This window comes from Pseudonocardia sp. P1, from assembly GCF_000178675.2.
Taxonomy (GTDB): Bacteria; Actinomycetota; Actinomycetes; order Mycobacteriales; family Pseudonocardiaceae; genus Pseudonocardia.
Window position 1 is genome coordinate 25,833 of the sequence record NZ_ADUJ02000001.1, and the last position, 22,089, is coordinate 47,921.

A 22,089-nucleotide genomic window follows, 5' to 3' on the forward strand; every position below is an offset into this window, starting at 1 on the left:
CGGCTTATCCCTTCACCGACCCGGCCGTGAGGCCGGAGACGATCCTGCGCTGCATGAGCAGGAAGAACACGATCGCGGGCAGGGTGAACACCAGCGCCGCGCTGAACACGGTGTCGAGCGGGGTGAGGTACTCCCCGATGAAGGACGCGAGCCCGGTGGAGGCGGTCCAGCTGTCCCGCTCGGACATGAACGTCGTGGCGAACAGGTACTCGTTCCACCCGTCGAAGAACACGATCACCGCGGCGGCCGCCATCGACGGCGCGACCAGCGGGACGAGCATGATCTGCAGGATCCCCAGCGAGCCCGCGCCGTCGACCCGGGCGGACTCCTCGATCTCGTAGGGCACGCCGTCCATCGCGGCCTTGAGCAGGAAGGTCGCCACCGGCATCGCGAACGCCGTGTTCGCCAGCACGAGCCCGAACAGCTCGTTGAGCAGCCCGAGCGCGGCGAACATCGAGTACAGCGGCACCACCAGCAGCGCCTCGGGCAGCATCTGGGTCGCGAAGAACCCGAAGCCCAGCAGCCCCTTGCCGGTGAACCGGTAGCGGGACAGGGCGTACGCGGTGAGCGTGGCCATCAGCAGGCTGAACAGCGTGGTGCCGAAGGCGACGACGGCCGAGTTGCCCATCCACCGCAGGAACGGGGTGTCGGAGGTGAGGACCGAGAAGACCTCGAGCGAGCGGGTGAAGTCCGGGAGGAGGGTCTGCCCGCCGCCGTAGAGCTGGTCGGTCGGGCTCATCGCGGTGTTGACGATCCAGTACAGCGGGAAGCCGGCGAGCACGGCCAACGCCACGGCCAGCAGCGTCCGCACCCCGGCCCCGAGGTTGCGACGGCCGATCACGAGCCCGCCTCCTGCCGCGCGTTGCGCCGCTCGATCGCGAAGTAGACGGCGGTGACGACGACCGACAGGCTCAGGCCGACGACGCCGATCGCGGCGCCGAGGCCGAGCCGGCTGTTGTTGAACGCCTCCCGGTACAGCGAGACGACGACGGTGTTCGTGGCGTCCACCGGCCCGCCGCCGGTCAGCAGCCAGATGATCTCGAACCGCCGGAACGACCAGATCGTCATCAGCAGCCCGGCGATCTTCAGGGTGGGGGCCAGGAACGGCAGCACGACGAGGCGGAACGTGGCCAGCGCGTCGGCGCCGTCCACCCGGGTGGCCTCGTACAGCTCCTCCGGGACCGACTGCAGCGCGGCCAGCACCACGAGCATCACGAAGGGCGTGACCTTCCAGACGGTGGCGACGAGGACCGAGACCATCCCGAAGTCCGGGTCGGTCAGCCAGCCGGCCTCGCCGATCCCGAGCGCCCGCAGGCCGGTGTTGGCGACACCGGCCGAGTCGTTGTAGATCCACCGGAAGACGAGCGCGACGGCGACCGTCGGGACGGCCCACGGCATCACGATCACGGCGCGGGCGAGCAGCCGGCCGGGGAACGCCCGGTTCAGCACGACCGCCGAGACGGTGCCGAGCACCAGCGCACCGGCCACGGTGGCGGCGGAGTAGACGAGGGTGGTGAGCACCGAGCGGAGCAGCGCGCTGCCGGAGAACAGCTGCGCGTAGTTGTCCAGCCCGACGAACGAGCCGCCGTTCGGGCGCAGCAGCCGGGTGTCGGTGACGCTCAGGCCGATGCCCCACAGCAGCGGGATCCCGGCGAAGACCAGCAGGAAGACCGCGCCGAGGCCGGCGTAGGCGTACGGCGCGAGGGTGCGGCGCGGCCGGCGCCGCGCCGGGGCGGCCGTCGCCGGTGGGGCCGGGCGGGACGCGGTGGCCGCGCCCGGCGGAGCTGCGGGACCGGGCATCGTTGCTCCAGACGTGTCGGGCTGGGTGGGGCTCACCGCAGCTGCTCGGCGTCCTGCTGGGCCTCGGCCAGGGCCTCGGCGGCGCTCACGTCGGAGGTGAGCACCTGCTGGACACGGGTCAGGACGATGTTGCGGATCTGCGGGGTCTCGGTCTCGAACCCGGGGACGACGAGGCTCTGCGAGTCCTCGAGCTGGGTGTAGAACGAGTCCACCCACCGGTTCGCGGCGACCTTCGCGGCGGGCGGCGCGACGGTCGTGCCGTTGCCGGCCGGGAACTGGGCGTCGGCGAGGCCGCGCTGCGGGCCCTCGGTGTACATCCAGTGCAGGAAGTCCTTGGCCAGCGCCTGGTTCGGTGAGTTCGCGTTGATCGCGATCACGTTGGACTGGGCGCCGGACGATCCGCTGGGGAAGGGGAGGACCGCGGAGCCGACGTCGGCCGGGGTCAGCGCGGAGCTGTTGGCCAGCGCGCTGCTCACCACGGTCGCGTTGTCCAGCACGAATGCGACCTCACCGGCGCCGAACTTGCTCCGGAACGTGGAGGCGTCGTCGCCGACGGCGAAGGCCCCGGAGGAGTAGATCCGGGCGAACGCCTCCACGGCGGCGACGTTCTGCGGGCTGTCGATCGTGAGGCGGCCGTCGGTGGACCAGCCGCCGCCGTACCCGTAGACCCAGCTGGCGAAGTCGTCCCACCAGGCGTCCTCCTCGTTGAGCTGGTGCCGGGTGGCGAAGCCGATCTTCCCGGTGCGCTCGTGCACCCGGGTCGCCGCGGCGAGCAGCTCGTCGAACGTGCGCGGCGGCGCGGTGACACCGGCCTCGTCGAGGAGGCGCTGGTTCCAGAACAGCGCGTACGGGGCGACACCCCAGACGAGGCCGAGCCGGGACCCGCCGACGCGCAGCTCGGCGTTGTTCGGCCGGAGCGTGGCCTCCTGCCCGGGATCGAGGACGTCGTCGAGCGGGACCAGCACGTCGGCGTCGGCCATCGTGTGGAAGAACGGCGCCGGGCTGGCCAGGAGGTCCGGCCCGCCGCCGGAGCCGATCTGGGTGCTGATCGTCTTCTCGTAGTCGGCGCGCGTGATCGCGACCGGTTCGATCCGGGCGGCGGGATTGGCCTCGTTGTAGGCCTCGACGGCCTCGAGGATCTTCTCGCCGCGGCCGGGTTCGTTCCACTGCCAGTTGGCGAACGTCAGCGTCCCGCCCGCCTCCGGTGGGGCACCGGGCCCACCTGCGGGTGCGGAGCCGCACCCGGCGAGCAGGAACGACGCCACCGCCACCGCGACGAGGGCCACCCCGTGTCGACGCACCACTACCCCTCCTTGGGTTCCGTGCCGGGACACGCTCACCGGTGTGCATCGAGAGATTGCAAATAATGCAATCGTTTGTGCAATATCCGGAGCGCGACTTACCCTAACCAGGCCCGGCGGCGTGTCAACCCGCATCCACAGGCGACGAAGGAGTCCTGGTGAAGATCGCTCGTGTCGAGACGTTCCTGGTCCCGCCGCGCTGGCTGTTCCTGCGCATCGAGACCGACGACGGCCTCGTCGGCTGGGGCGAGCCGGTCGTCGAGGGGAGCGCGGAGACCGTCCGTGCCGCGGTCGGCCAGCTGGCAGAGCTGCTGCACGGGGCCGACCCGTCACGCATCGAGGACCTGTGGCAGACGATGACCCGCGGCACCTTCTACCGGGGCGGTCCGGTGTTCGCCAGTGCCGTGGCGGGGGTCGACCAGGCGCTGTGGGACATCGCGGGCAAGCGGTTCGGGGTGCCGGTGCACACGCTGCTCGGCGGGCACGTCCGTGACCGGATCCGGATCTACGGCTGGATCGGCGGTGACGAGCCCACCGAGGTGGCCGACGCCGTCGCGGCCCGTGTGGAGTCCGGCCTGACGGCGGTGAAGATGAACGCGAGCGGCCGGATCGGGCCGCTCGCGACGCACCGGGAGCTGGACGGTGTGACCGAGCGGGTCGCCGCGGCCCGCGAGGTCCTCGGGCCGGACCGCGACGTCGCCGTCGACTTCCACGGCCGGGTCGGTGCGGCCGACGCGCGACGGCTGCTCGCCGCACTGGAGCCGCTGCGGCCGCTGTTCGTGGAGGAGCCGGTCGTCCCGGAGAACGGGCACCTGCTGCCGCGGATCGTCGAGTCCAGCTCGGTGCCGATCGCCACCGGCGAGCGGTTGTACTCCCGGCAGGACTTCCTCCCCGTGCTCGACGCGGGGGTCGCGGTACTGCAGCCCGACCTCTCGCACGCCGGCGGCATCTCGGAGGTGCGCCGGATCGCCGCGCTCGCCGAGGCCCACGGTGCGCACATCGCCCCGCACTGCCCGCTCGGGCCGATCGCGCTGGCCGCCAGCCTGCAGGTGGGCTTCGCCGCGCCGAACCACCTGATCCAGGAGCAGAGCATCGGCATCCACTACAACGACGACGGCGAGGTGCTCGACTACGTGACCGACCCGTCGGTCCTGGAGTTCGGCTCGGGCTGGATCGAGCGGCTCACCGGGCCCGGGCTCGGGGTGGAGATCGACGAGGCCGCCGTCCGGGACGCGGACCGGCGCGGGCACGCCTGGCGCAGCCCGACCTGGCGCTACCCGGACGGCTCGCTCGCCGAGTGGTGACCGCCCCCGGCGGGGCCCGGGTGCGGCCGGGACCCGCCGGGGTGTCCACGTCGTCAGCGGAAGGCGGCCTTCCACGGGGCCGTGGTGAGCGCGCTCTGTGCGCGCCACCGCGAGATCACCCCGAGCAGCTCGCGGCGGACCTCGTCGTACGCGGGGTCGTACCAGAGGTCGTGCTCCTCCTGCGGGTCGCGCTCGAGGTCGAAGAGCTGCCCGCGGTCGTCGTCGACGAGCTCGACCAGCTTGTACCGGTCGTCGCGGACCATCGTCATCAGTGCGGTCCCGGTGAGCACCTTGTCCCGGGCGTGCTCGGAGAACGCGTGCTCGCGGCCCGGCCACTCCTCGCCGTGCAGCGCCGGCAGCAGCGACCGGGCCTCCATCCACTCCGGAGGCTCGACGCCCGCCAGCTCCAGCACCGTCGGGCCGACGTCCATCAGCGAGGTCAGTCCGTCGATCCGCCGGTCGGCGGCGACCCGTCCCGGGCCCCAGACGATCAGCGGCACCCGGACGCTGGGCTCGTACATCGTCCACTTCTGGATGTGCCCGTGGTCGTTCAGGCAGTCGCCGTGGTCCGAGGCGAACACGATGACCGTGTCGTCGAGCACCCCGCGCCGGCGCAGCGCCTCCACGATGCCCGCGACCTGGTCGTCGATCATGGACACGTTGGCCATGTAGTGCCGGCGCTGGCGGTCGATCTGCTCGTCGTCCGGGTCGGCCAGGTGGACGACCGAGTCGTGGTCGGTCTCCTCGTTGTGCCGGCGCAGCTCCTGCAGCGCGGCCGGCTGCGCGGCGAGGTCGTCCGCGGTGCGGACGGCGGGCGGCATGGGCACGCCGTCGTAGCGCTCCAGTGCCTCCGCGGTCGGGTCGTACGGCGGGTGCGGTCCCGGGAACCCCACCTGCAGGAAGAACGGTCCGTCGCCGGTCCAGCGGTCCAGCCACATCTCGGCGAGCCCGCCGACGAACGTGTCGGAGTGCAGGTCGTCGGGGGCCTCCCAGACGAAGGCGCCCATCCGCTCCTGGTAGTCGGGCCGCTCGCGGTAGACGCCGCGGCCCGGCTTGGTCACCCCGCGGGTCCAGAACGCCTTGTCCCACTGGTCGAGGTAGTGCGGGTTGGTGAGCGGGAAGCGGTCCTTGTTCTCGACGACGTGCCGCTCGTGGAACCCGGCGGACGTCTCGTAGGGGTAGGTGTGCATCTTGCCGACGTTCACGCACCGGTACCCGGCGTCCGCCAGCTGCTCGACCCAGCTGTGGTGCCAGGGGTCCTCGTTGCGCAGCACCCCGGTGGAGTGCGGGTACATGCCCATGAACAGGCTCGCCCGCGACGGGGCGCACGACGGCGCCGTCACGTAGGTGCGTGTGAAGGCCGTGCCCTCGGCGACCAGCCGGTCCAGGGTGGGGGTCCGCGCGTGCTCGTGGCCGAGCGCGCCCACCGTGTCGAACCGCTGCTGGTCGGTGATGACGAAGACGATGTTGGGTGGGCCGGCCACGACACTCCTCCGGGTGGTTGCAATAATTGCAATCGCTGTTGAGAATGATGCAGCCGGAGCCTAGCCGCTCCCGTCAAGCCGCTCCGCAGACCGAGAAGGGCCCCCGATGTCGTCGACCGTCCACCGGGCCACCCAGATCATCGAGCTGATCGCCGAAGGACCCCGCAGCACCGCACAGGTCGCCGAGCACTTCCAGGTCCACCCGTCGACGATCTTCCGCCAGCTCCAGACGCTCGAGCGCGCGAGCTTCCTGATCCGCTACTCGGACGGCACCTTCGCGATCGGGCCGCGCATCATCGCGATCGCCCAGCAGGCCCTGGAGAAGCTGGACCTGCGCCGGATCGCGCACGACGCCGTCCGGCGGCTGCACGAGCAGACCGGACACACCCTGCACCTGGCGCAGCTCATCGAGGGGCAGGTGCTCTACATCGACAAGGTCGAGGACGCCTCGGGCATCCGGATGTACTCGCGGATCGGGCTCCCGGTGCGGCTCAACTGCACGGGGGTCGGCAAGGTCGTGCTCGCCCAGCTCCCGGCAGCCCGGCGGGCGGAGCTGCTGGCCGACGCGGACTGGACGCGGCACACCCCCGCCACCCTGGGTCCCGACGAGCTCGACCGGGAGCTCGACCGGATCGCCGAGCGCGGCTGGGGGGTGGACGACGGCGAGCACGAGGAGTTCGTGAACTGCCTGGCCGCGCCGATCGCCGACTCCACCGGGACCGTCGTCGGCGCGCTGTCGATCACCTCGATCCGGATGGTCGCCGATCTCGGGGCGCTCCGTGAGCACCTCGACCGCCTGCTGGACACCACCCGGACGATCTCGGCCGCGCTGGGGTGAGCGGGGCGCACCGGGCCTTTCGTGATCACCCGGTCCGGCCGGACCCGGCCACCCGGCGCCGTGTCGGCGGGCGGGTGGCCGGGGACCGGTGGACGGTCAACCGTCCTCCCCGAGGAGGTCCTCGAGCATGATCGGGATGTTCCGGACCCGGACGCCGGTCGCGTCGTGGACCGCGTTGGCCACCGCCGCGGCCATGCCGACCACCCCGATCTCGCCGAGCCCGCGGGCCCCGACGGGGTTGTGGAAGGTGTCGGGGTGCTGCACGAACTCGACGTCGATCTCCGGGATGTCGGCGTTCACCGGGATCAGGTAGCCCGCGAGGTCGCCGTTGGCGAGCCGGCCGTCGCCCTCGATCTCCAGTCCCTCGTGGAGCGCGGCCGACACGCCCCAGATCATGCCGCCGAGGATCTGGCTGCGGGCCGCCCGGTCGTTGACGATCCGGCCGGCGTCGAAGACGCCGAGCATCCGCGAGACGCGGATCTCGCGGGTCCACCGGTGCACCCGGACCTCGCAGAACTGGGCGCCGAACGAGCTGAACGAGTGCTTGGTCAGCTCCTCGCCCGGGGCGGACGAGCCGACGGCGGCGACCGACGCGTGGCCGGTCGCGCGCAGCACCTCGCCGAACGTCATGCTCGCGCCGTCGCGGGTGAGCACCCGGCCCTCGGCGTAGGTGACCTCGGCGCCCTCGAACGGCCCTCCCGGTCCGGCGGCCAGCCCGAGCAGCCGGTCGAGGACCTGCGGTGCGGCGACCATGATCGCCGAGCCGACGCTGGCCGTCCCCGTCGAGCCACCGGACATCCCGCCCGCCGGCAGCTCCGAGTCGCCCAGCCGGGGTGTCACCCGGGAGGCGTCGACGTCGAGGTTCTCGGCGCCGACCAGGGACATCACGGTCAGCAGGCCGGTACCCGGGTCCGCGCCGCTGGTGGCGACCTCGGCGGTGTCGTCGTCGTGCAGAGTCACCCGGACCGACGCCGGGAACCGCAGCGCCGGGAACATCGCGGTCGCGGTGCCGACCCCGACCTGCCAGTCGCCGTCGGTCCGGTCCCGCCGCCGGCTCTCCGACCAGCCGAACCGGGCGGCACCCAGCGCGAAGCACTCGTCGAGGTACTTGCTCGACCACTGGAGGTCCTTGCCGGGAGGTGCGAGCGAGCTGTTCCGCAGACGGAGCTCGATCGGGTCCATGCCCAGCGCGACCGCCAGCTCGTCGATCGCGCTCTCCAGCGCGAAGGAGCCGGGCGCCTCGCCCGGTGCGCGCATGAACGTCGTCGGCGGGACGTTGAGCGGCACCATCTTCTGGCTGATGGCCAGGTTCGGCGTGGCGTACCACTCGCGCGAGGTGCCGTGCGAGGTCGGCTCGACGAACGAGCGGTCCATCGGGGTGCTGGACCACGAGTCGTGGCGCAGGGCGACCAGCGAGCCGTCCTTCCCGGCGCCGACCGTCAGCCGCTGCACCGTCGCCGGCCGGGTCGCGGTGGCGGTGAACACCTGCTCGCGGGTGAGCGCGGCCTTGACCGGCCTGCCCAGGTCGCGGGCGGCGGCCGCGGCGAGGAAGGCGGGCACCGACGTGTGTCCCTTCCCGCCGAAGGCACCTCCGACGTACGGGTTCACCGCGTGCACCGCCGCGTGGTCGAGGCCCAGCGCGTCGGCGACCGACGCCGCCTGCAGGTCCGAACCCTGGTTCCCGCTGTGGAGGGTCAGCCTGCCGTCCTCCCACACCGCGACGGCGGAGTGCGGCTCCATCGCGGCGTGGTTCTGCGTCGCGGTGGTGTAGGTGGCGTCGACTACGACCGGGCTCGCGGCGATCGCGTCCTCGATGGACCCGACGCCGGACGCGAGGACGGCGAGCGACGGCGGCGACCCGTCCATGGCGGGCGGTGCGTCCTCGGCGGTCGCGAGGCCGTCCTGCATCGAGGTCGACGCCGGCCGGGGCCGGTAGGTGACGTCGACGGTCGCCGCCGCGTCCCGTGCCTGCTCGAACGTCTCGGCGACCACGAACCCGACCGGCTGGCCGTAGTACGTGACCTCCGTGTCCTGCAGGGGGACCCAGGTCCGGCCCAGCATCGTCTCGGGCGTGCGCAGGGTCAGCGGCTCGAACGGCGTGTAGACGGCGACGACGCCGGGTGCTCCCCGGGCCGCGGTGACGTCCATGGCCGTGATCTCGCCGTGCGGGACCGTGCTGAGGACGACGTACCCGTACACGGTGCCGGGCGGCGTGTGGTCCGCCCCGTACCGCGCCCGGCCGGTGACCTTCAGCGGTGCCTCGAGCCTGGCGCTCATGCGGGGTCCTCCTGCATCGCCTCGAGCAGTGCGCGGACCACGGTCCGGCGCACCAGGGGGAGTTTGAACGCGTTCCCGGACAGCGGGCGGGCGCCGTCCGACGCCACCGCGGCCGCCTCCTCGAAGGACGCCTGCGTCGCGGGGGCGCCGCGCAGCGCGTCCTCCACCGCGGGCAGCCGCCAGGGGACGGTGGCGACGCCACCGACCGCGACCCGTACGTCGTCGACCCGGCCGTCGCGGACGTCGAGGGCGACCGCCGCGGAGCAGAGTGCGAACTCGTAGGACTGCCGGTCGCGCACCTTCACGTAGGTGGACCGGGTGAGGTGGTCGTGCCGGGGGACGAGCACCTCGCCGATCAGTTCGCCGGTGCGCAGGTCGTTCTCGACCGAAGGGGTGTCCCCGGGCGTGCGGTAGAAGTCGGTCAGCGCGACGGTGCGGTCACCGTCGGGCCCGGCCAGCCGGAGCCGGGCGTCGAGGGCGACGAGGGCGACCGCGAGGTCGCTCGCGTGGGTCGCCACGCACGCGTCGCTGGTGCCCAGGACCGCGTGCATCCGGTTCGCCCCGCCGATCGCCGGGCAGCCGCTGCCGGGATCGCGGCGGTTGCAGGGCACGGCGACGTCGCGGAAGTACCCGCAGCGGGTGCGCTGCATCAGGTTGCCGCCGATCGAGGCCATGTTGCGGAGCTGCTGGGAGGCGCTCAGCAGCAGGGCCCGTGCGATCACCGGGGGAGTCCCGGGGTGCGCCGCGACGTCGCTCATCCGCTCCAGTGCGCCGATCCGGAGACCGTCGGTGGTGTCGATGCCGCGCAGCGGCAGCGCGTTGATGTCCACGACCCGCTCCGGGGTGAGGACGTCCAGCTTCATCAGGTCGACGAGCGTCGTCCCGCCGGCGAGGAACGCGCCGGGGGAGTCGAGGGCGTCGTCGACGGTGCCGGGTGCGGTCAGCTCAAACGGTCGCATCGGCCCGCCTCGCCTGCTCGACCGCCGCGACGATGTTCGGGTAGGCCGCGCACCGGCAGAGGTTGCCGGACATGAACTCCCGGACGTCGGCGACGTCCTGCTCGACCGCGGCGACGGCCGACATGACCTGCCCCGAGGTGCAGAAGCCGCACTGGAGGGCGTCCTGGTCGGCGAAGGCCTGCTGCACCGGGTGCAGCTCGTCCCCGGCGGCGAGGCCCTCCACGGTGGTCACCGGTTCCCGGACCGTCGCGGCCAGGGTGAGGCAGGAGAGCACCGGCCTGCCGCCGACGTGCACGGTGCAGGCACCGCACTGGCCCCGGTCGCAGCCCTTCTTCGGGCCGGTCACGTCGAGCCGCTCGCGCAACGCGTCGAGCAGGGTCACGCCCGGCTCGACGTCCAGTCGTTCGCTCGTACCATTGATGTCGAGGGAGATGTCCACTGTCTCTCTTTCCCGCGGGCCCCGGCCGGTTGCGGCCGTCGCAGGGGCCCGGTGGTGGTCGGGTGGGTGAGTGGCGCCGTGTCCCACGCTAGCGGATAGTTATCCGCTCGGCAAAGCGTGCGTGTCCCCGCACGTCCGCGGTTCTGGACTACGGTGACCCGACCAGGACGAGGAGCGACCGGGCGAGGGGCGATGACGAGCGGATCGGTCAGTCACCGCCGTGCGGACACGCGTCGCAACCACGACCGGATCCTCGCCGTCGCCGCCGAGTCGATCACCTGCGGCGAGACCTCGTTCAACGCCATCGCGAAGAAGGCGGGCGTCGGCGTCGGCACCGTCTACCGGCACTTCCCCACGCGGGACGCGCTGGTCCTCGCGGTGTACCGGCGCGAGGTCCGGCACCTCGTCGAGGTGGTCCCCGGCCTGCTCGAGTCGCTCAGCCCGGAGCAGGCGTTCCGCACCTGGGCGACCGACCACCTGGCCCGCTACATGATGACCAAACGTGGTCTCGCCGGTGCGCTGCAGGCCGCGGGCCCGTCCGGCGAGGGCGTGGCCGCCGATGCGTACGCCGCGATGGTGGAGGCGGCGTCGACGCTGGTCCGGGCGAACGCCCGGGCCGGGACCGTGCGTGCCGACCTGGACCCCGAGACGGTGCTCCGCGGCCTCGGGGGCCTGCTCTACCTCGATCCGGACGGCGAGTGGCAGCGGCACGCCGCGGAGCTCACCGACCTGCTGTGGCGGGGGATGGCGGCCGGCGCGGGCTGAGGCGCGCTCAGGTCGTCGCGGGCTCCCGGTCCAGTCGCCGCATCTCGGCGACGGCGCCGGCGAGGGTGCGGTGCTCGAGCGACTCCAGCACCGCCCGCTCCGTCTCGGCGGTCAGCTCGGCGAAGTACCGGGCCGCGTTCCCGGTGTCCAGGCAGACGTGCTCGCTCTCCGGCCGGCAGGCCCACAGCGGCTTCTCGCCCACGGCGCAGCGGTAGATCTCGGCGAGGGTGATCCGCTCCGCCGGCCGGCTCAGCCGGGTGCCGCCGGTGCGCCCCTTGGTCGACACGATCAGCCCGCCCGCGCCGAGCGGCACCAGCAGCTTGCGGACGAGGCTCGGGTTGGTGCCGAGCGCCTCCGCCAGCTGTGCGGAGCTCGTCGTGGGCTCGTCGCGCTCGGCGGCGATCGCGAGGTACAGCATCGCCTGCAGGGCACTGGAGAACCGGATGTCCAGCACGGCGGGCCTCCCCTCCACGGTCGTGGCCACAGCGTACCGGCCGGACCGGCCACGTGAGAAACTGTAATGGTCACGGTTGCACTTCGGGTGCTCATATGTATCTTTGATCAGAACACTTCGATCCGTTCCCGTCCGGACCCGCCGACGTGCCCGTGGACGGCCCCGTCATCCAGGAGCAGTGAACCGACATGTCCACGCGCGCAGCACAGATCCTCGCCCGGCCGCTCACCCTCGGCTCCGCCGAGCTGCCGAACCGGATCGTCATGGCCCCGATGACCCGGGCCTTCTCGCCCGGCGGCGTCCCCGGTGACGACGTCGCGGCCTACTACCGGCGCCGCGCCGCGGCGGGCACCGGACTGATCATCACCGAGGGCACCTACGTGGACGACCCGTCCGCGGGCGACGTGCCGACCGTGCCGTTCTTCCACGGCGAGGCGGCGCTGGCCGGCTGGGGCGAGGTCGTCTCGGGCGTGCACGAGGCCGGCGGCCGGATCATGCCGCAGCTCTGGCACGTCGGCATCACCCGCGCCCCCGGCAGCGAGCCGTTCCCGGAGGCCCCGACCGTCGGCCCGTCCGGCATCGGGCTGGACGGGACCGAGGGCGCCGGTGAGGCGCTGACGGCGGCAGGCCTCGAGCGGATCATCGGCGCGTTCGCCGAGGCCGCACGGCAGGCGGAGCGGGTCGGCTTCGACGGCGTCGAGCTGCACGGCGCCCACGGCTACCTGATCGACGAGTTCCTGTGGGAGCGCACCAACCGGCGCACCGACTCCTACGCCGGCGGCCCGGCCGAGCGGGCGCGGTTCGCCGCCGAGATCGTCGCGGCGGTCCGCGGGGCCGTCTCGCCGGACTTCCCGATCGTCTTCCGGTTCTCCCAGTGGAAGGCGGGTGACTACGCCGCGAAGCTCGCGCGGACCCCCGACGAGCTGGCCACCGTGCTCACGCCGCTCGCCGACGCCGGTGTGACCGCGTTCCACGCGTCGGGGCGGCGCTACTGGGAGCCGGAGTTCCCGGAGTCCGGTTCGGACCTGAACGTGGCCGGATGGGCCCGCAAGGTCACCGGCAGGCCGACCATCACGGTCGGTTCCGTCGGCCTGGACCAGGTCTTCGCGCCGGAGATGTTCGCCGGCGGCACCGCCCGGGCCGGGGTGGAGAGCGTCGAGCGCCTGCTGGACCGCCTGGAGGACGACGAGTTCGACCTCGTGGCGGTGGGGCGCGCCCTGCTGGCCGACCCGGAGTGGGCGCAGAAGGTGCTGGAGGGCCGGGAGTCCGAGCTCGTCCCGTTCACCAAGGACGCGCTGCAGACCCTGCACTAGTCGTGCTGCCCGGGCACCCGGGGGTCGGTACCGTCCACGTCGTGGACACAGTGGGCAGCGAGGGTGATGCGCCGGTCCCGAACCTGGACGTGCCGAACCTGGCCCGGATGTACGACTACTACCTCGGTGGGTCCCACAACTTCGCCATCGACCGCGAGGCCGCGGACCGGGCCCTGCGGGCGGCGCCGCACGCCCGCACGTTCGCCCTGGCCAACCGCGCGTTCCTGGGCCGGGTCGTCCGCGGCCTGGTCGCGGCCGGGATCGACCAGTTCCTCGATCTGGGATCGGGGGTGCCGACGGTCGGGAACGTCCACGAGATCGCCCAGGCGGCGAACCCGTGGGCGCGGGTGGCCTACGTGGACATCGAGCCGGTCGCGGTCACGGCCGCCCGCCGGCTGCTGGCCGGCAACCCCCGCGCGACGATGACCCACGCCGACGTCCGTGATCCGCAGCAGGTGCTCGCGGCGCCCGGGGTCGCGGACCTGCTGGACTTCGGGCGTCCGGTCGCCGTGCTGGCCATCGCGATCCTGCACGCCCTGCCCGATGCCGACGACCCCGCCGGGATGGTCGCCGCGTACCGGGAGGCCTGCGCCCCGGGCAGCTACCTGGCCGTCTCCCATCTCGCGGCGACGAGCTTCTCCGCCGAGCAGCAGACCGTCGTCAACGAGGTGCTCGACACCACGCCCACACCCGTCACCATGCGCACCCGGGAGCAGGTCACCGGCATGCTCGCCGGGTACACGGTGCTCGATCCGGGCGTGGTGCTGCTCCCCCGCTGGCGCCCCGAACCCGGCGGGTCCGGTGACACGCGCGAGGACGGGGACGCCAACGGCTACGGCGCGCTGGCCCGGCTGCCGGGGCCGTCACCGGACCGCTGACCGGCGGCGCCGCTCACGACAGCATCACCAGGGTCAGGGCGAGCGTCGTGCAGACGACGTGCGCGGCGACCCCCGGCCAGACGGACCCGGTGCGCCGCAGGAGCTCCGCGGCGACGAGTCCGACGACGGCCGCGGACACCACACCGACGGACGCGGTGGGCAGCAGCGCGAGGACGAGCACCGCTGCGGCGGCCGACACGACCGCGCTGCCCAGCACCCCGACGACCGCACCGTGCCGCAGCAGCGCCGAGGTCACGACCCCGCGCAGCAGCAGCTCCTGCGCCACGGGCGTGACGAGCCCGAGGACCAGCAGGCCCACGACCGTCGTGTCCGGCCGGGCCCCGCCGAGCGGGATCCCGGCGGCGCCGAGCACCGCGGTGACCGCCACGGTCAGCGCCAGCGCGGCGACCCCGGCGCCGGCGCCGGCGAGCACGGCCCGCGCGGAGGCCCGGCGGACACCGACGGCGCTCCAGGACCGGACGCGCGCCCGGGCCGAGGTGGTGAACCCGCCCAGCGCGGCGACGGCGGGCAGGGCGAGCAGCGCGATGCCGTACCAGGGCCCCAGCGCCGCGGCGTGGTCGCCGAGGATCGGTGGGATCCGGTACACCGCGATCCCCATGAGGACCAGGCCGGCGACGATCTCGCCCCAGCCGGGCCGGACGGTGGTGGTTGCCGGTGGAGGCGCGGCCGTCGCACCGGTCTGTCGGGTCCGTGTGGACATGGGACGGACGCTAGGAAGGCCGGCCGGCCGCCCGGATCGGCCGACGGGCGCCGATCCTCCGACCGAAGTCGGAGAGGACGAGCCACGAGGGGGAGGAGCGGCCCCGGCCGCGGCCCTAGGCTCGGCGCCATGGGCTGGGTATCAGGCGAGGAACGGGCGGCGTGGCGCTCCCGCGGGACCGACGCCACGCTGTTCGTGATCGCCGTCGTGGTCACGCTCCAGACCGCCGACCGGCGCCTCGGGATGCCCGGCCCGCTGCCGGAGTGGTTCGTCCACCTCGATCTCGTCGTCGGACTGCTCTGCTGCCTCGGGCTGTGGTGGCGGCGCCGATACCCGGTCGCACTCGCGGCGACCCTCGTCGCGGTCTGCACGTTCTCCGAGTCGGCGAGCACGGCGGCACTCGTCGCGCTGTTCACCGTGGCGGTCCACTGCTCGACGCGGGTCACGCTGACGCTCACCGTGGCGAGCCTGGCGGCGTTCGGGGTGTTCTTCGGGTTCCGGCCCGAGCCCGGGATCCCGGCCTGGGTCATGGTCGTGCTGCTGGTCACCGGGCACGCCGCCGTCGTCGCGTGGGGCATGCTCGTGCGCAGCCGCCGCGAGCTCGTCGCGTCCCTGCGGGAACGGGCCTCGGTCGCCGAGGTCGAGGCGCGCCTGCGCGCCGAACGCTCCCAGCACGAGGCCCGGGAGACGCTCGCCCGCGAGATGCACGACGTCCTCGGCCACCGGTTGTCGCTGCTCAGCGTCCACGCGGGTGCGCTGGCCTTCCACCGGACGGCGTCGGCGGAGGAGACCGCACGGGCCGCTGAGGTGATCCGGGAGAACGCCCACCGCGCCCTGCAGGACCTCCGCGAGGTCATCGGTGTGCTCCGGGCACCGGTGGGAGAGCTCCCGCTGCCCGGCGTCGCCGACATCACCGAGCTGATCGACGAGACGGACCGGGCCGGGACCCCGGTCGAGCTGCGCGACGCCCACGCGGTGACGACCGGCGGGCGGGAGGTCCCCGAGACGGTGGGGCGGACCCTCTACCGGTTCGTGCAGGAGAGCCTGACGAACGCCCGCAAGCACGCTCCCGGCGCCCCCGTCGTCGTCCGGATCGAGGGCGAGCCCGGCGACCACCTGTCCGCGGAGGTCGAGAACCGGACACCGCCGGCGCCGCCGGACGTCCCCGCCGCCCCGGCCGGGTCGGGGGAGGGTCTGCGCGGGCTGGCCGAGCGGGCGACGCTCGTCGGCGGAGGGCTGGACTACGGCCCGACGGCGTCGGGTGGGTGGCGGGTCGGGATGCGGCTACCGTGGCCGGCGTGAGCACCGAGCCCGCCCCGACCGTCGACGTGCTGGTCGTGGACGACGACCCGGTCGTCCGATTCGGACTGACGATGATGCTGCGTGGTGCCCCCGACATCCGGGTGGTCGCCGAGGCCGGTGACGGCGCCGAGGCGATCGAGCTCGCCGAACGGCACGCACCGGACGTGGTGCTCATGGACATCCGGATGCCCGGCACCGACGGGCTGACCGCGACCGAGACGCTGCGCCGGCGTCCCCGGTCCCCGCAGGTCGTCGTGCTCACGACGTTCGACGCCGACGCGCACGTCCTGCGGGCGCTGCGGGCCGGAGCGGCCGGGTTCCTGCTCAAGGACACCCCGCCCGACGAGCTCGTCCTCGCCATCCGGCACGCGGCGGCGGGGCGCCCGGTGCTCTCGCCCGAGGTCACCCGGCGGCTCATCGACCGCGTGGCCGGCGGAGGGGAGGACTCGGCCCGCGACGTGGCGCGCCGCAGGCTGGCGGTGCTCGCCGAGCGGGAACGCGCGGTCGCGGTCGAGCTCGGCGCAGGACGGTCGAACGCCGAGATCGCCGCCCTGCACCACGTCAGCATCGCCACGGTCAAGACCCACGTCTCGGCCATCCTGACCAAGCTCGACCTGAACAACCGGGTCCAGGTGGCGCTGCTCGTCCACGACGCGGGTCTCGACCGGACGGGCTGAACCGCCCGGTCAGGTGCCGTGGTGCGCCGGGGCCTCCGACAACGCCGTCGTCAGCAGCGACACCATCGCCTCGAGCTGGATGTCACCCGACGAGTCACTGTCGTCCTCGATGCCGTCGAGGGCCTGGTCGGCCAGCCCGGCCTTGCCGTCGATCAGCTCGGCGATCCGCGCGTCGATCGTCTGCGCGGCGATGACCCGCCAGGCGGTGACCGGCGCGGTCTGGCCGATGCGGTGGCAGCGGTCGATGGCCTGGGTCTGCTCGGCGGCGGTCCAGGACAGCTCCGCGAGCACGATGTCCGACGCGACCTGCAGGTTGATCCCCACCCCGGCCGCGGTGAGCGAGCAGACCGCGACGGCGACGTCCGGGTCGTTCGTGAAGGCGTCGATGTTGCGCTGGCGCGCGGCGGCCGTCTGGTCACCGCGGATCGAGGCGAACCGCATCCCCTGCCGGACGAACATCTCCTCGGCCGTGTCCATCACCTCGACGTGCTTGGCGAAGAAGACGACCTTGCCGGCGCTGCGGGCGAGCTGGGCCGCGTAGTCGGCCGCGAGCCCGCCCTTGGCCCGGCCGATGCGGCGCATCGTGCCGAACACGTTGTCACCGCTCGGGGACGACAGCGCGTCCTTCTGCTCCCACCGCGCGACCTGGCGCACCAGGTCGTGGTCGATGCCGTCGACGACCGCGCCGGACCGCCGGTTCGCGAGGGCGTCGGAGTAGCGCTCGACCATGCGCCGGGCGAGATCGCGTTCGGCCGCGCGGATCGACCGGCCGGCGGGGCCGTCGAGCTCGACGGGCAGGTCGGCGATGCGCCGCGCCGGGATGTCGGCGGCGACGTCGATCTTGCGCCTGCGGACGATGCCGAGATCGACGACGCACTGCCGGGCCGCGGCGTAGAAGCGCGGGTCGGCCGGCGTCAGCCCGGTCGCGGTCAGGGCGTTCATCAGGTCGGGCAGCGGCTTCTTCCCGTCGATCCAGCCCAGGAACTGCCAGATGGCGAGGAAGTCCTCGATGTCGTTGATCAGCGGGGTGCCGGTGAGGGCCATCAGCAGCGGGCGCGGGGTGAAGGCCCGGATCCGCTCGGACAGCTCCAGGACGTGCTGCGAACGCTGGGAGGTCTTGTTCTTGATGAAGTGCGCCTCGTCGATGACCATCCCGCGGAACCCGAAGCCGCCGAGCCACCCGACGTGCCGGTCGAGCACGTCGTAGTTCACGACGACGACGTCGGCGAACCCGTCGATCGAGTCGCCGTCGCCGTAGATCACGGTGGCGGGGTGCCGCGGCGTCCAGCGCTCCGCCTCACGCACCCAGTTCGTCTTCACGACATTGGGGACGACGACGAGCAACGGGTAGGCGTCCGCGGCCTCCGCGGCCAGCAGCGCCTGGGCGGTCTTGCCGAGCCCCGGCTCGTCGGCGAGCAGGAAGGTCCGGTGCCCGTCCGCGGCCGCCGCGACCAGCCCGGCCTGGTGGGGCATGAGGTCCGCGCGGCTCCGCGCGGGCCGGTCGTCCGGCTCGGGGAGGGACATGCAGGCCGAGGCACCCGTCCCGGCGCGCTCGAACGACCGCAGCAGCGGGTCGAGCAGCTCCCAGCCGGTGAGCGGGGTGGGGCGGGTCGTGCTGGGCCGGGCGGCCGACAGATCGGGTGCGAGGAAGGGGTTGGCCATCTGCCGCGACACGACCGACTGCGGCACCACCCCGGGCCTGCTCGCCGTGACCGTGGGCTCCGGGGGCGGGACGACCTCGGTGACCGTGCTGTCGGCCGGTTCGACGCCTGCCTCGCGCAGCACGTCGCGGGTGAGCGCCCGTGCCTCGTCGGAGACGACGGCGTCCTCGCTGAGCAGGGCCAGGAGCCCCGCGTCGCGGACGGCGGTCGACGCCAGCGTCCGCGCCAGCTCGTCGAGCCGCTTGAGCTGCTCGGACCGGCGCGCCTCGGTGGTCTGCCCGTCGGCGAGGATCCGCGCGCGCCCGTCACGCAGCAGCAGGGTCACCGCCTGGAACTTCGTGCGGGTCGCGGGCGTCACCCGGCTGTTCCGCAGCGCGGCCTGGACCTCGCGGACGGACCGGGCGAGCACCGTCATGACGTCGCTGCGCTCACCGCCGTGGTCGCGCCCACGCCTGCGGGACTTCGGGGACTTCGGTGTGTCCTGGCGAGCCCTGGTCTGGGGCCTGCCTCGTCGAGCCAACAACTTCTCCTTCGCCGAGCCGGCAGGGCGGCCGAGCCGGCCCCACCGCGCAGGGTGCTGCGATCGGGTCACGAGCATCGGGGAATGCCGAGCGCGCCCCGAGACGTGTCCGGGACCTGCTGGGCGATCACGTCCGTGGATTTCGTGCCTGCCGGAGCGCGTCGTCGTGCCTCCGGCCGGATGCGCCAGGTGTCCCGTGACCCGATGATATCCCGGTCCGCCGCGGAGCGCGATCGGCACGGCCCTGCGGCGGGTCGCGGGGGTCAGCCGGCCGCGGCCCGGCGGCCCCCGAGGTGCTCGGCGAGGTGCCGTTCGATCGCCCGGTGCAGCATGACCTGGTTCTCCGGGTTCTCGAAGCCGTGGCCCTCGTCGCCGGCCACGAGGTACTCGACCGGGACGCCGCGCTCGCGCAGCGGGGCCACGATGTTGTCGGACTCGGCCTGGACGACGCGCACGTCGTTCGCTCCCTGCGCGACGAGCAGCGGGGTGCGGATCCGGTCGACCATGGTGATGGGGGACCGGCGCCGCATGTCCGCCAGCTGGTCGGGGTCGTCGGGGTCGCCGACGTAGCGGATCCAGTTGTTGGTCATGTTCGCGCGGACGAACGGGGGCAGCGTGGCCAGGAAGTTGGCCAGGTCGGAGATACCGACGTAGTCGACGGCGGCGGCGAACCGGTCCGGGGTCACCGTGACGCCGACGAGTGCGGCGTAGCCGCCGTAGGAGCCGCCGGCGATCGCGATCCGGGCGGGGTCCGCGTACCCCTGGGCGACGGCCCAGTCGGCGGCGTCGATCAGGTCGTCGTGCATGGCGCCGGCGAACTCGCCGACCGCTGCGGTGAGGTGCCGGCGCCCGTATCCGGTGGAGCCGCGGAAGTTGACCTGGAGCACGGCGTAGCCGCGGTTGGCCAGGAGCTGGACGGTCCGGTTGTAGCCCCAGGTGTCGTGCATCCACGGTCCGCCGTGGACCAGGAGCACCAGCGGCAGGCCCTCCGGTGCGACGCCGACGGGCAGGGTGAGGAACGCGTGGAGCGGGAGGCCGTCGCGGGCCGGGAACCGGACCGCTGCCATCGGCGCCAGCCCGGCCGGGTCGAGAGCGGGGGCGCCGCCGTCGAGCCGCCGGGCGTCGCCGGTGGTGTGGTCGTAGAACCAGGTGGTCTGCGGCTCCCGGTCGTGCAGGAAGGTGACCAGCCAGCGCTGCTCGTCCAGGTCGGAGTGGACCCAGCCGAGCACGCCGTCGGACAGCGTCTCCAGCGCGGCCTGGATCTCGGCGAAGTGGGGGTCGACCGGCACGATCCGGGGCCGGTCCCCGGTGAACCGGGCGGCGACGACCTCGCCGGTGCGACGGCTGACGAACACCGTCGGCGGCAGGGCGTCCGACGCCGCGCTCAGGGTGTCGAGGCTGTGCCCCTCGACGGCGGCGAGCACGGTCTGCTCGCCGGTCGTGCGGTCGACCCGGAGCAGCCGGAGGTCGTCGGAGTCCTGGTAGTCGCCGACCAGGACGGCGCTGCCGTCCGGCGTCGGGACCGCGAAGAGGCCCATCGGGTGCTCCGGCCCGCCGGCCCGGTGGACGACGTGCCTGCTGCCGGTCTCCGGGTCGGCGGCGGCGAGCTCGTAGGTGCCGTCGGCGTCCTGCGACACGAACCACGACGCCCGGCCGGTCCGGTCGACGAGGAAGGTCTCGGCCGGATCGGTCCGCTCCACCAGCGGGGTCCGCTCGCCGGTCGCGACGTCGATCCGGAACACGTCGACGTAGAGCGGGCGCGGGTTCATCCACGCGATGACGGTGCCGGGCACCGTGGTCTCCGGGTCGGCGGCGAACACCCGCGACCCGGGATCCATCGGGGTCAGGTCGACGGCCGGCTCGTCGGGGGCGTCGAGGTCGACGCGGTGCAGGTGCCAGTCCTCGTTCCCGTCGGTGTCCTGGAGGTACAGCAGCCAGCGGGGGTCGTCGGTCCACAGGTGGGTGGTGATCCCGCGGCGGGTGTCGTGGGTGACGCAGACGGCGTCGTCGTGGGTCTCGTCGATGCCGCGGACCCAGACGTTGCGGCGTCCGTGCGCCGGCGCGAGGTAGGCGATCCGGGTGCCGTCGGGGGAGAGCGACGGGCTGCCGAACTCCGGGTCGGCGAAGAAGGACTCGATGTCGATCAGTGCCGGCTGCTGCCCGGTCGGGCGTCCGGTCACGGTCATGGTGTGCTCCCCGGGTGTCGGTGTCGGGATCCATCGGACACCGTGCCGCTACGGCACACTCAAGTCCCGCTCCCCGTCGTCGTCCGGGCGTGCGGCGGTGACCTGCGACAGCACGCACTCCCACCGGCCGGCACGCCGGACGAAGACGTCGGTGGTCCACTCGTCGGCGTGGTGCTCCCGGCCCTCGACGTGCGCGGTGTTGAGGACCCGGGCCGTCACGTACCCGAGGTCTCCGTGCACCCGGACGCGTTCGCTGCGCGGAACCGGCTTCATGAGGCTGTGGCGCAGCCGGCCGGTGGCGACGAGGGACAGGAAGTTCTCGCGGGTACCCACGCCGTCGTGGTCGACGAGCACCCAGTCCGGCGCCATGAACGCCGCGATGGCGTCCGCGTCGTTCCGGGCGATCGCGCGGTGCCAGGCGTGGGTGAGGTCGAGCAGCGTCGTGGTGTCGTCCACGCCGGGGATGCTCCCACCGGCGGCGCGCCCCCTCAGGCCGCGTCGGCCCGGGGTGCGCGGAGGGTGAGCGGCATGAGGTCGTGCACCTCGGCCCGGAGCACGTCGAGCGCCTCCTGCTCGTGCCCGGCGAGGTAGCCCAGCACGGCCTGCTGGAACACGCCGTCGAACATCCCGTACGCGGTGTGCGGGGTGAGCGCGGTGCCGGAGCCGGCCAGCTCGGCGTAGCGGGTCACGACCCGCCAGACCATGTCCTCGAGCGTCCGGTCGATCTGCTGGACGGCCTCCCGCAGGCCCTCCTCGAACATGCTCTGGGAGCGCAGGTCGTACCAGAGGCGGTGCATGGGTGCCTCGTCGACGATCGTCTGGCGCAGCGTGTCGGCGAACGCGGCGACCAGGCCGTCGGCGGTGGTCGAGCCGGCGACCGCGCCGTCGTAGCGGGTCACGCAGACGGCTTTGTACTGCCGGACGCAGTACACGATCAGGTCCAGCTTGTCGCCGAAATAGTAGTGCACGACGCCGTGGCTGAAGGGGGAGTTGTTCGCGATCTCCCGCAGCGACGACCGGGCGAAACCCAGCTCGCCGAGCGTGCGCAGCGCCGAGTCCGCGAGCGCCCTGCGGCGTGCGTCGTGCTTGTCGATCGGATTGGCCCGCGCCATGCCACCGCCCCTCGTCCCCGGTCGTCCGGATCGCCACCCTAACCGATCCTCGTGACGGATGGTCACGAAAATCTGGACGACTGGTCAGCGATATCTTG

Annotated in this window: 20 protein-coding genes; 7 read left to right on the forward strand and 13 right to left on the reverse strand. The window is 73.2% G+C overall.

Going from position 1 to position 22,089, the window contains the following annotated elements; all coding sequences use genetic code 11:
* Positions 1–4 precede the first annotated feature (4 nt).
* From PP1_RS00145 to PP1_RS00155, 3 genes are read right to left on the reverse strand one after another with little or no spacing between them, the layout of a single operon-like run.
* Positions 5–841, reverse strand: a complete 837-nt coding sequence (locus PP1_RS00145) for a carbohydrate ABC transporter permease (RefSeq protein ID WP_010228219.1) — start codon at positions 839–841, stop codon at positions 5–7.
* The gene (locus tag PP1_RS00150; protein ID WP_083697156.1) at positions 838–1,800 is read right to left on the reverse strand and encodes a carbohydrate ABC transporter permease; all 963 of its coding nucleotides are present in this window, start codon (positions 1,798–1,800) and stop codon (positions 838–840) included. The genes PP1_RS00145 and PP1_RS00150 overlap by 4 nt, the downstream gene beginning before the upstream one ends.
* Before the next feature lie 32 nt (positions 1,801–1,832).
* Entirely contained in the window at positions 1,833–3,104 is a 1,272-nt protein-coding gene (locus PP1_RS00155; RefSeq protein ID WP_337819657.1) for an ABC transporter substrate-binding protein, read from the reverse strand.
* Between the two features lie 155 nt (positions 3,105–3,259).
* On the opposite strand from PP1_RS00155, the gene dgoD reads away from it, so the two are divergent.
* A complete protein-coding gene (gene dgoD, locus PP1_RS00160; RefSeq protein ID WP_010233266.1) occupies positions 3,260–4,405 on the forward strand; it encodes a galactonate dehydratase in 1,146 nt (381 codons plus the stop codon).
* Between the two features lie 53 nt (positions 4,406–4,458).
* Here the strand turns inward: dgoD and PP1_RS00165 are convergent, their stop codons facing one another.
* Positions 4,459–5,889, reverse strand: a complete 1,431-nt coding sequence (locus PP1_RS00165; protein WP_010233263.1) for a sulfatase family protein — start codon at positions 5,887–5,889, stop codon at positions 4,459–4,461.
* A gap of 106 nt (positions 5,890–5,995) precedes the next feature.
* Between PP1_RS00165 and PP1_RS00170 the strand changes: the two genes are divergently transcribed.
* Entirely contained in the window at positions 5,996–6,727 is a 732-nt protein-coding gene (locus PP1_RS00170) for an IclR family transcriptional regulator (RefSeq protein WP_010233260.1), read from the forward strand.
* A gap of 96 nt (positions 6,728–6,823) precedes the next feature.
* Here PP1_RS00170 and PP1_RS00175 read toward each other — a convergent pair whose 3' ends face one another.
* The 3 genes from PP1_RS00175 to PP1_RS00185 are packed head-to-tail and all read right to left on the reverse strand — an operon-like array spanning position 6,824 to position 10,402.
* A complete protein-coding gene (locus PP1_RS00175; RefSeq protein ID WP_010233257.1) occupies positions 6,824–9,004 on the reverse strand; it encodes a xanthine dehydrogenase family protein molybdopterin-binding subunit in 2,181 nt (726 codons plus the stop codon).
* Complete coding sequence (locus PP1_RS00180) at positions 9,001–9,963, reverse strand: FAD binding domain-containing protein (RefSeq protein ID WP_010233255.1); 963 nt, start codon at positions 9,961–9,963, stop codon at positions 9,001–9,003. Before PP1_RS00180 ends, PP1_RS00175 begins: the two co-directional genes overlap by 4 nt.
* Entirely contained in the window at positions 9,950–10,402 is a 453-nt protein-coding gene (locus PP1_RS00185) for a (2Fe-2S)-binding protein (protein WP_029239686.1), read from the reverse strand. Before PP1_RS00185 ends, PP1_RS00180 begins: the two co-directional genes overlap by 14 nt.
* Before the next feature lie 192 nt (positions 10,403–10,594).
* Between PP1_RS00185 and PP1_RS00190 the strand changes: the two genes are divergently transcribed.
* Positions 10,595–11,167, forward strand: a complete 573-nt coding sequence (locus PP1_RS00190) for a TetR/AcrR family transcriptional regulator (RefSeq protein WP_010233250.1) — start codon at positions 10,595–10,597, stop codon at positions 11,165–11,167.
* 7 nt (positions 11,168–11,174) lie between these two features.
* Here PP1_RS00190 and PP1_RS00195 read toward each other — a convergent pair whose 3' ends face one another.
* Positions 11,175–11,621, reverse strand: a complete 447-nt coding sequence (locus PP1_RS00195; protein ID WP_033199940.1) for an RrF2 family transcriptional regulator — start codon at positions 11,619–11,621, stop codon at positions 11,175–11,177.
* A gap of 188 nt (positions 11,622–11,809) precedes the next feature.
* Between PP1_RS00195 and PP1_RS00200 the strand changes: the two genes are divergently transcribed.
* Positions 11,810–12,934: an NADH:flavin oxidoreductase gene (locus PP1_RS00200; protein ID WP_010233243.1), complete on the forward strand. Its 1,125-nt coding sequence runs from the start codon at positions 11,810–11,812 to the stop codon at positions 12,932–12,934.
* A 41-nt stretch (positions 12,935–12,975) separates the two neighbouring features.
* Positions 12,976–13,812: an SAM-dependent methyltransferase gene (locus PP1_RS00205; protein WP_249265999.1), complete on the forward strand. Its 837-nt coding sequence runs from the start codon at positions 12,976–12,978 to the stop codon at positions 13,810–13,812.
* Between the two features lie 13 nt (positions 13,813–13,825).
* On the opposite strand, the gene PP1_RS00210 is transcribed toward PP1_RS00205, so the two are convergent.
* Positions 13,826–14,533, reverse strand: a complete 708-nt coding sequence (locus tag PP1_RS00210) for a CPBP family glutamic-type intramembrane protease (protein WP_083697154.1) — start codon at positions 14,531–14,533, stop codon at positions 13,826–13,828.
* Between the two features lie 129 nt (positions 14,534–14,662).
* Between PP1_RS00210 and PP1_RS00215 the strand changes: the two genes are divergently transcribed.
* Positions 14,663–15,835, forward strand: coding sequence for a sensor histidine kinase (locus tag PP1_RS00215; protein WP_010226143.1), 1,173 nt, complete (start codon positions 14,663–14,665; stop codon positions 15,833–15,835).
* Positions 15,823–16,512 (forward strand): response regulator, encoded by a 690-nt coding sequence (locus tag PP1_RS00220; protein ID WP_010226142.1) that lies wholly within the window; start codon positions 15,823–15,825, stop codon positions 16,510–16,512. The genes PP1_RS00215 and PP1_RS00220 overlap by 13 nt, the downstream gene beginning before the upstream one ends.
* Positions 16,513–16,521: 9 nt before the next feature.
* On the opposite strand, the gene PP1_RS00225 is transcribed toward PP1_RS00220, so the two are convergent.
* The 4 genes from PP1_RS00225 to PP1_RS00240 all read right to left on the reverse strand — a co-directional run bounded on the left by PP1_RS00225 (position 16,522) and on the right by PP1_RS00240 (position 21,991).
* On the reverse strand, positions 16,522–18,588 hold the full coding sequence (locus tag PP1_RS00225) for a DEAD/DEAH box helicase (RefSeq protein WP_010226141.1): 2,067 nt from the start codon (positions 18,586–18,588) through the stop codon (positions 16,522–16,524).
* Between the two features lie 368 nt (positions 18,589–18,956).
* Positions 18,957–20,879, reverse strand: coding sequence for a S9 family peptidase (locus tag PP1_RS00230; protein ID WP_010226139.1), 1,923 nt, complete (start codon positions 20,877–20,879; stop codon positions 18,957–18,959).
* Positions 20,880–20,927: 48 nt separating this feature from the next.
* A complete protein-coding gene (locus tag PP1_RS00235; protein ID WP_010226137.1) occupies positions 20,928–21,335 on the reverse strand; it encodes a nuclear transport factor 2 family protein in 408 nt (135 codons plus the stop codon).
* 32 nt (positions 21,336–21,367) lie between these two features.
* Positions 21,368–21,991, reverse strand: a complete 624-nt coding sequence (locus tag PP1_RS00240) for a TetR/AcrR family transcriptional regulator (protein WP_010226135.1) — start codon at positions 21,989–21,991, stop codon at positions 21,368–21,370.
* Positions 21,992–22,089: the final 98 nt, after the last annotated feature.

Bases quoted from the DNA above. Each gene is read 5' to 3' on its own strand.
- PP1_RS00150 (WP_083697156.1), bottom strand. From the start codon at position 1,800: ATGCCCGGTCCCGCAGCTCCGCCGGGCGCGGCCACCGCGTCCCGCCCG.
- PP1_RS00170 (WP_010233260.1), top strand. From the start codon at position 5,996: ATGTCGTCGACCGTCCACCGGGCCACCCAGATCATCGAGCTGATCGCC.
- PP1_RS00175 (WP_010233257.1), bottom strand. From the start codon at position 9,004: ATGAGCGCCAGGCTCGAGGCACCGCTGAAGGTCACCGGCCGGGCGCGG.
- PP1_RS00180 (WP_010233255.1), bottom strand. From the start codon at position 9,963: ATGCGACCGTTTGAGCTGACCGCACCCGGCACCGTCGACGACGCCCTC.
- PP1_RS00190 (WP_010233250.1), top strand. From the start codon at position 10,595: ATGACGAGCGGATCGGTCAGTCACCGCCGTGCGGACACGCGTCGCAAC.
- PP1_RS00200 (WP_010233243.1), top strand. From the start codon at position 11,810: ATGTCCACGCGCGCAGCACAGATCCTCGCCCGGCCGCTCACCCTCGGC.
- PP1_RS00210 (WP_083697154.1), bottom strand. From the start codon at position 14,533: ATGTCCACACGGACCCGACAGACCGGTGCGACGGCCGCGCCTCCACCG.
- PP1_RS00215 (WP_010226143.1), top strand. From the start codon at position 14,663: ATGGGCTGGGTATCAGGCGAGGAACGGGCGGCGTGGCGCTCCCGCGGG.
- PP1_RS00225 (WP_010226141.1), bottom strand. From the start codon at position 18,588: ATGACGGTGCTCGCCCGGTCCGTCCGCGAGGTCCAGGCCGCGCTGCGG.
- PP1_RS00230 (WP_010226139.1), bottom strand. From the start codon at position 20,879: ATGACCGTGACCGGACGCCCGACCGGGCAGCAGCCGGCACTGATCGAC.
- PP1_RS00240 (WP_010226135.1), bottom strand. From the start codon at position 21,991: ATGGCGCGGGCCAATCCGATCGACAAGCACGACGCACGCCGCAGGGCG.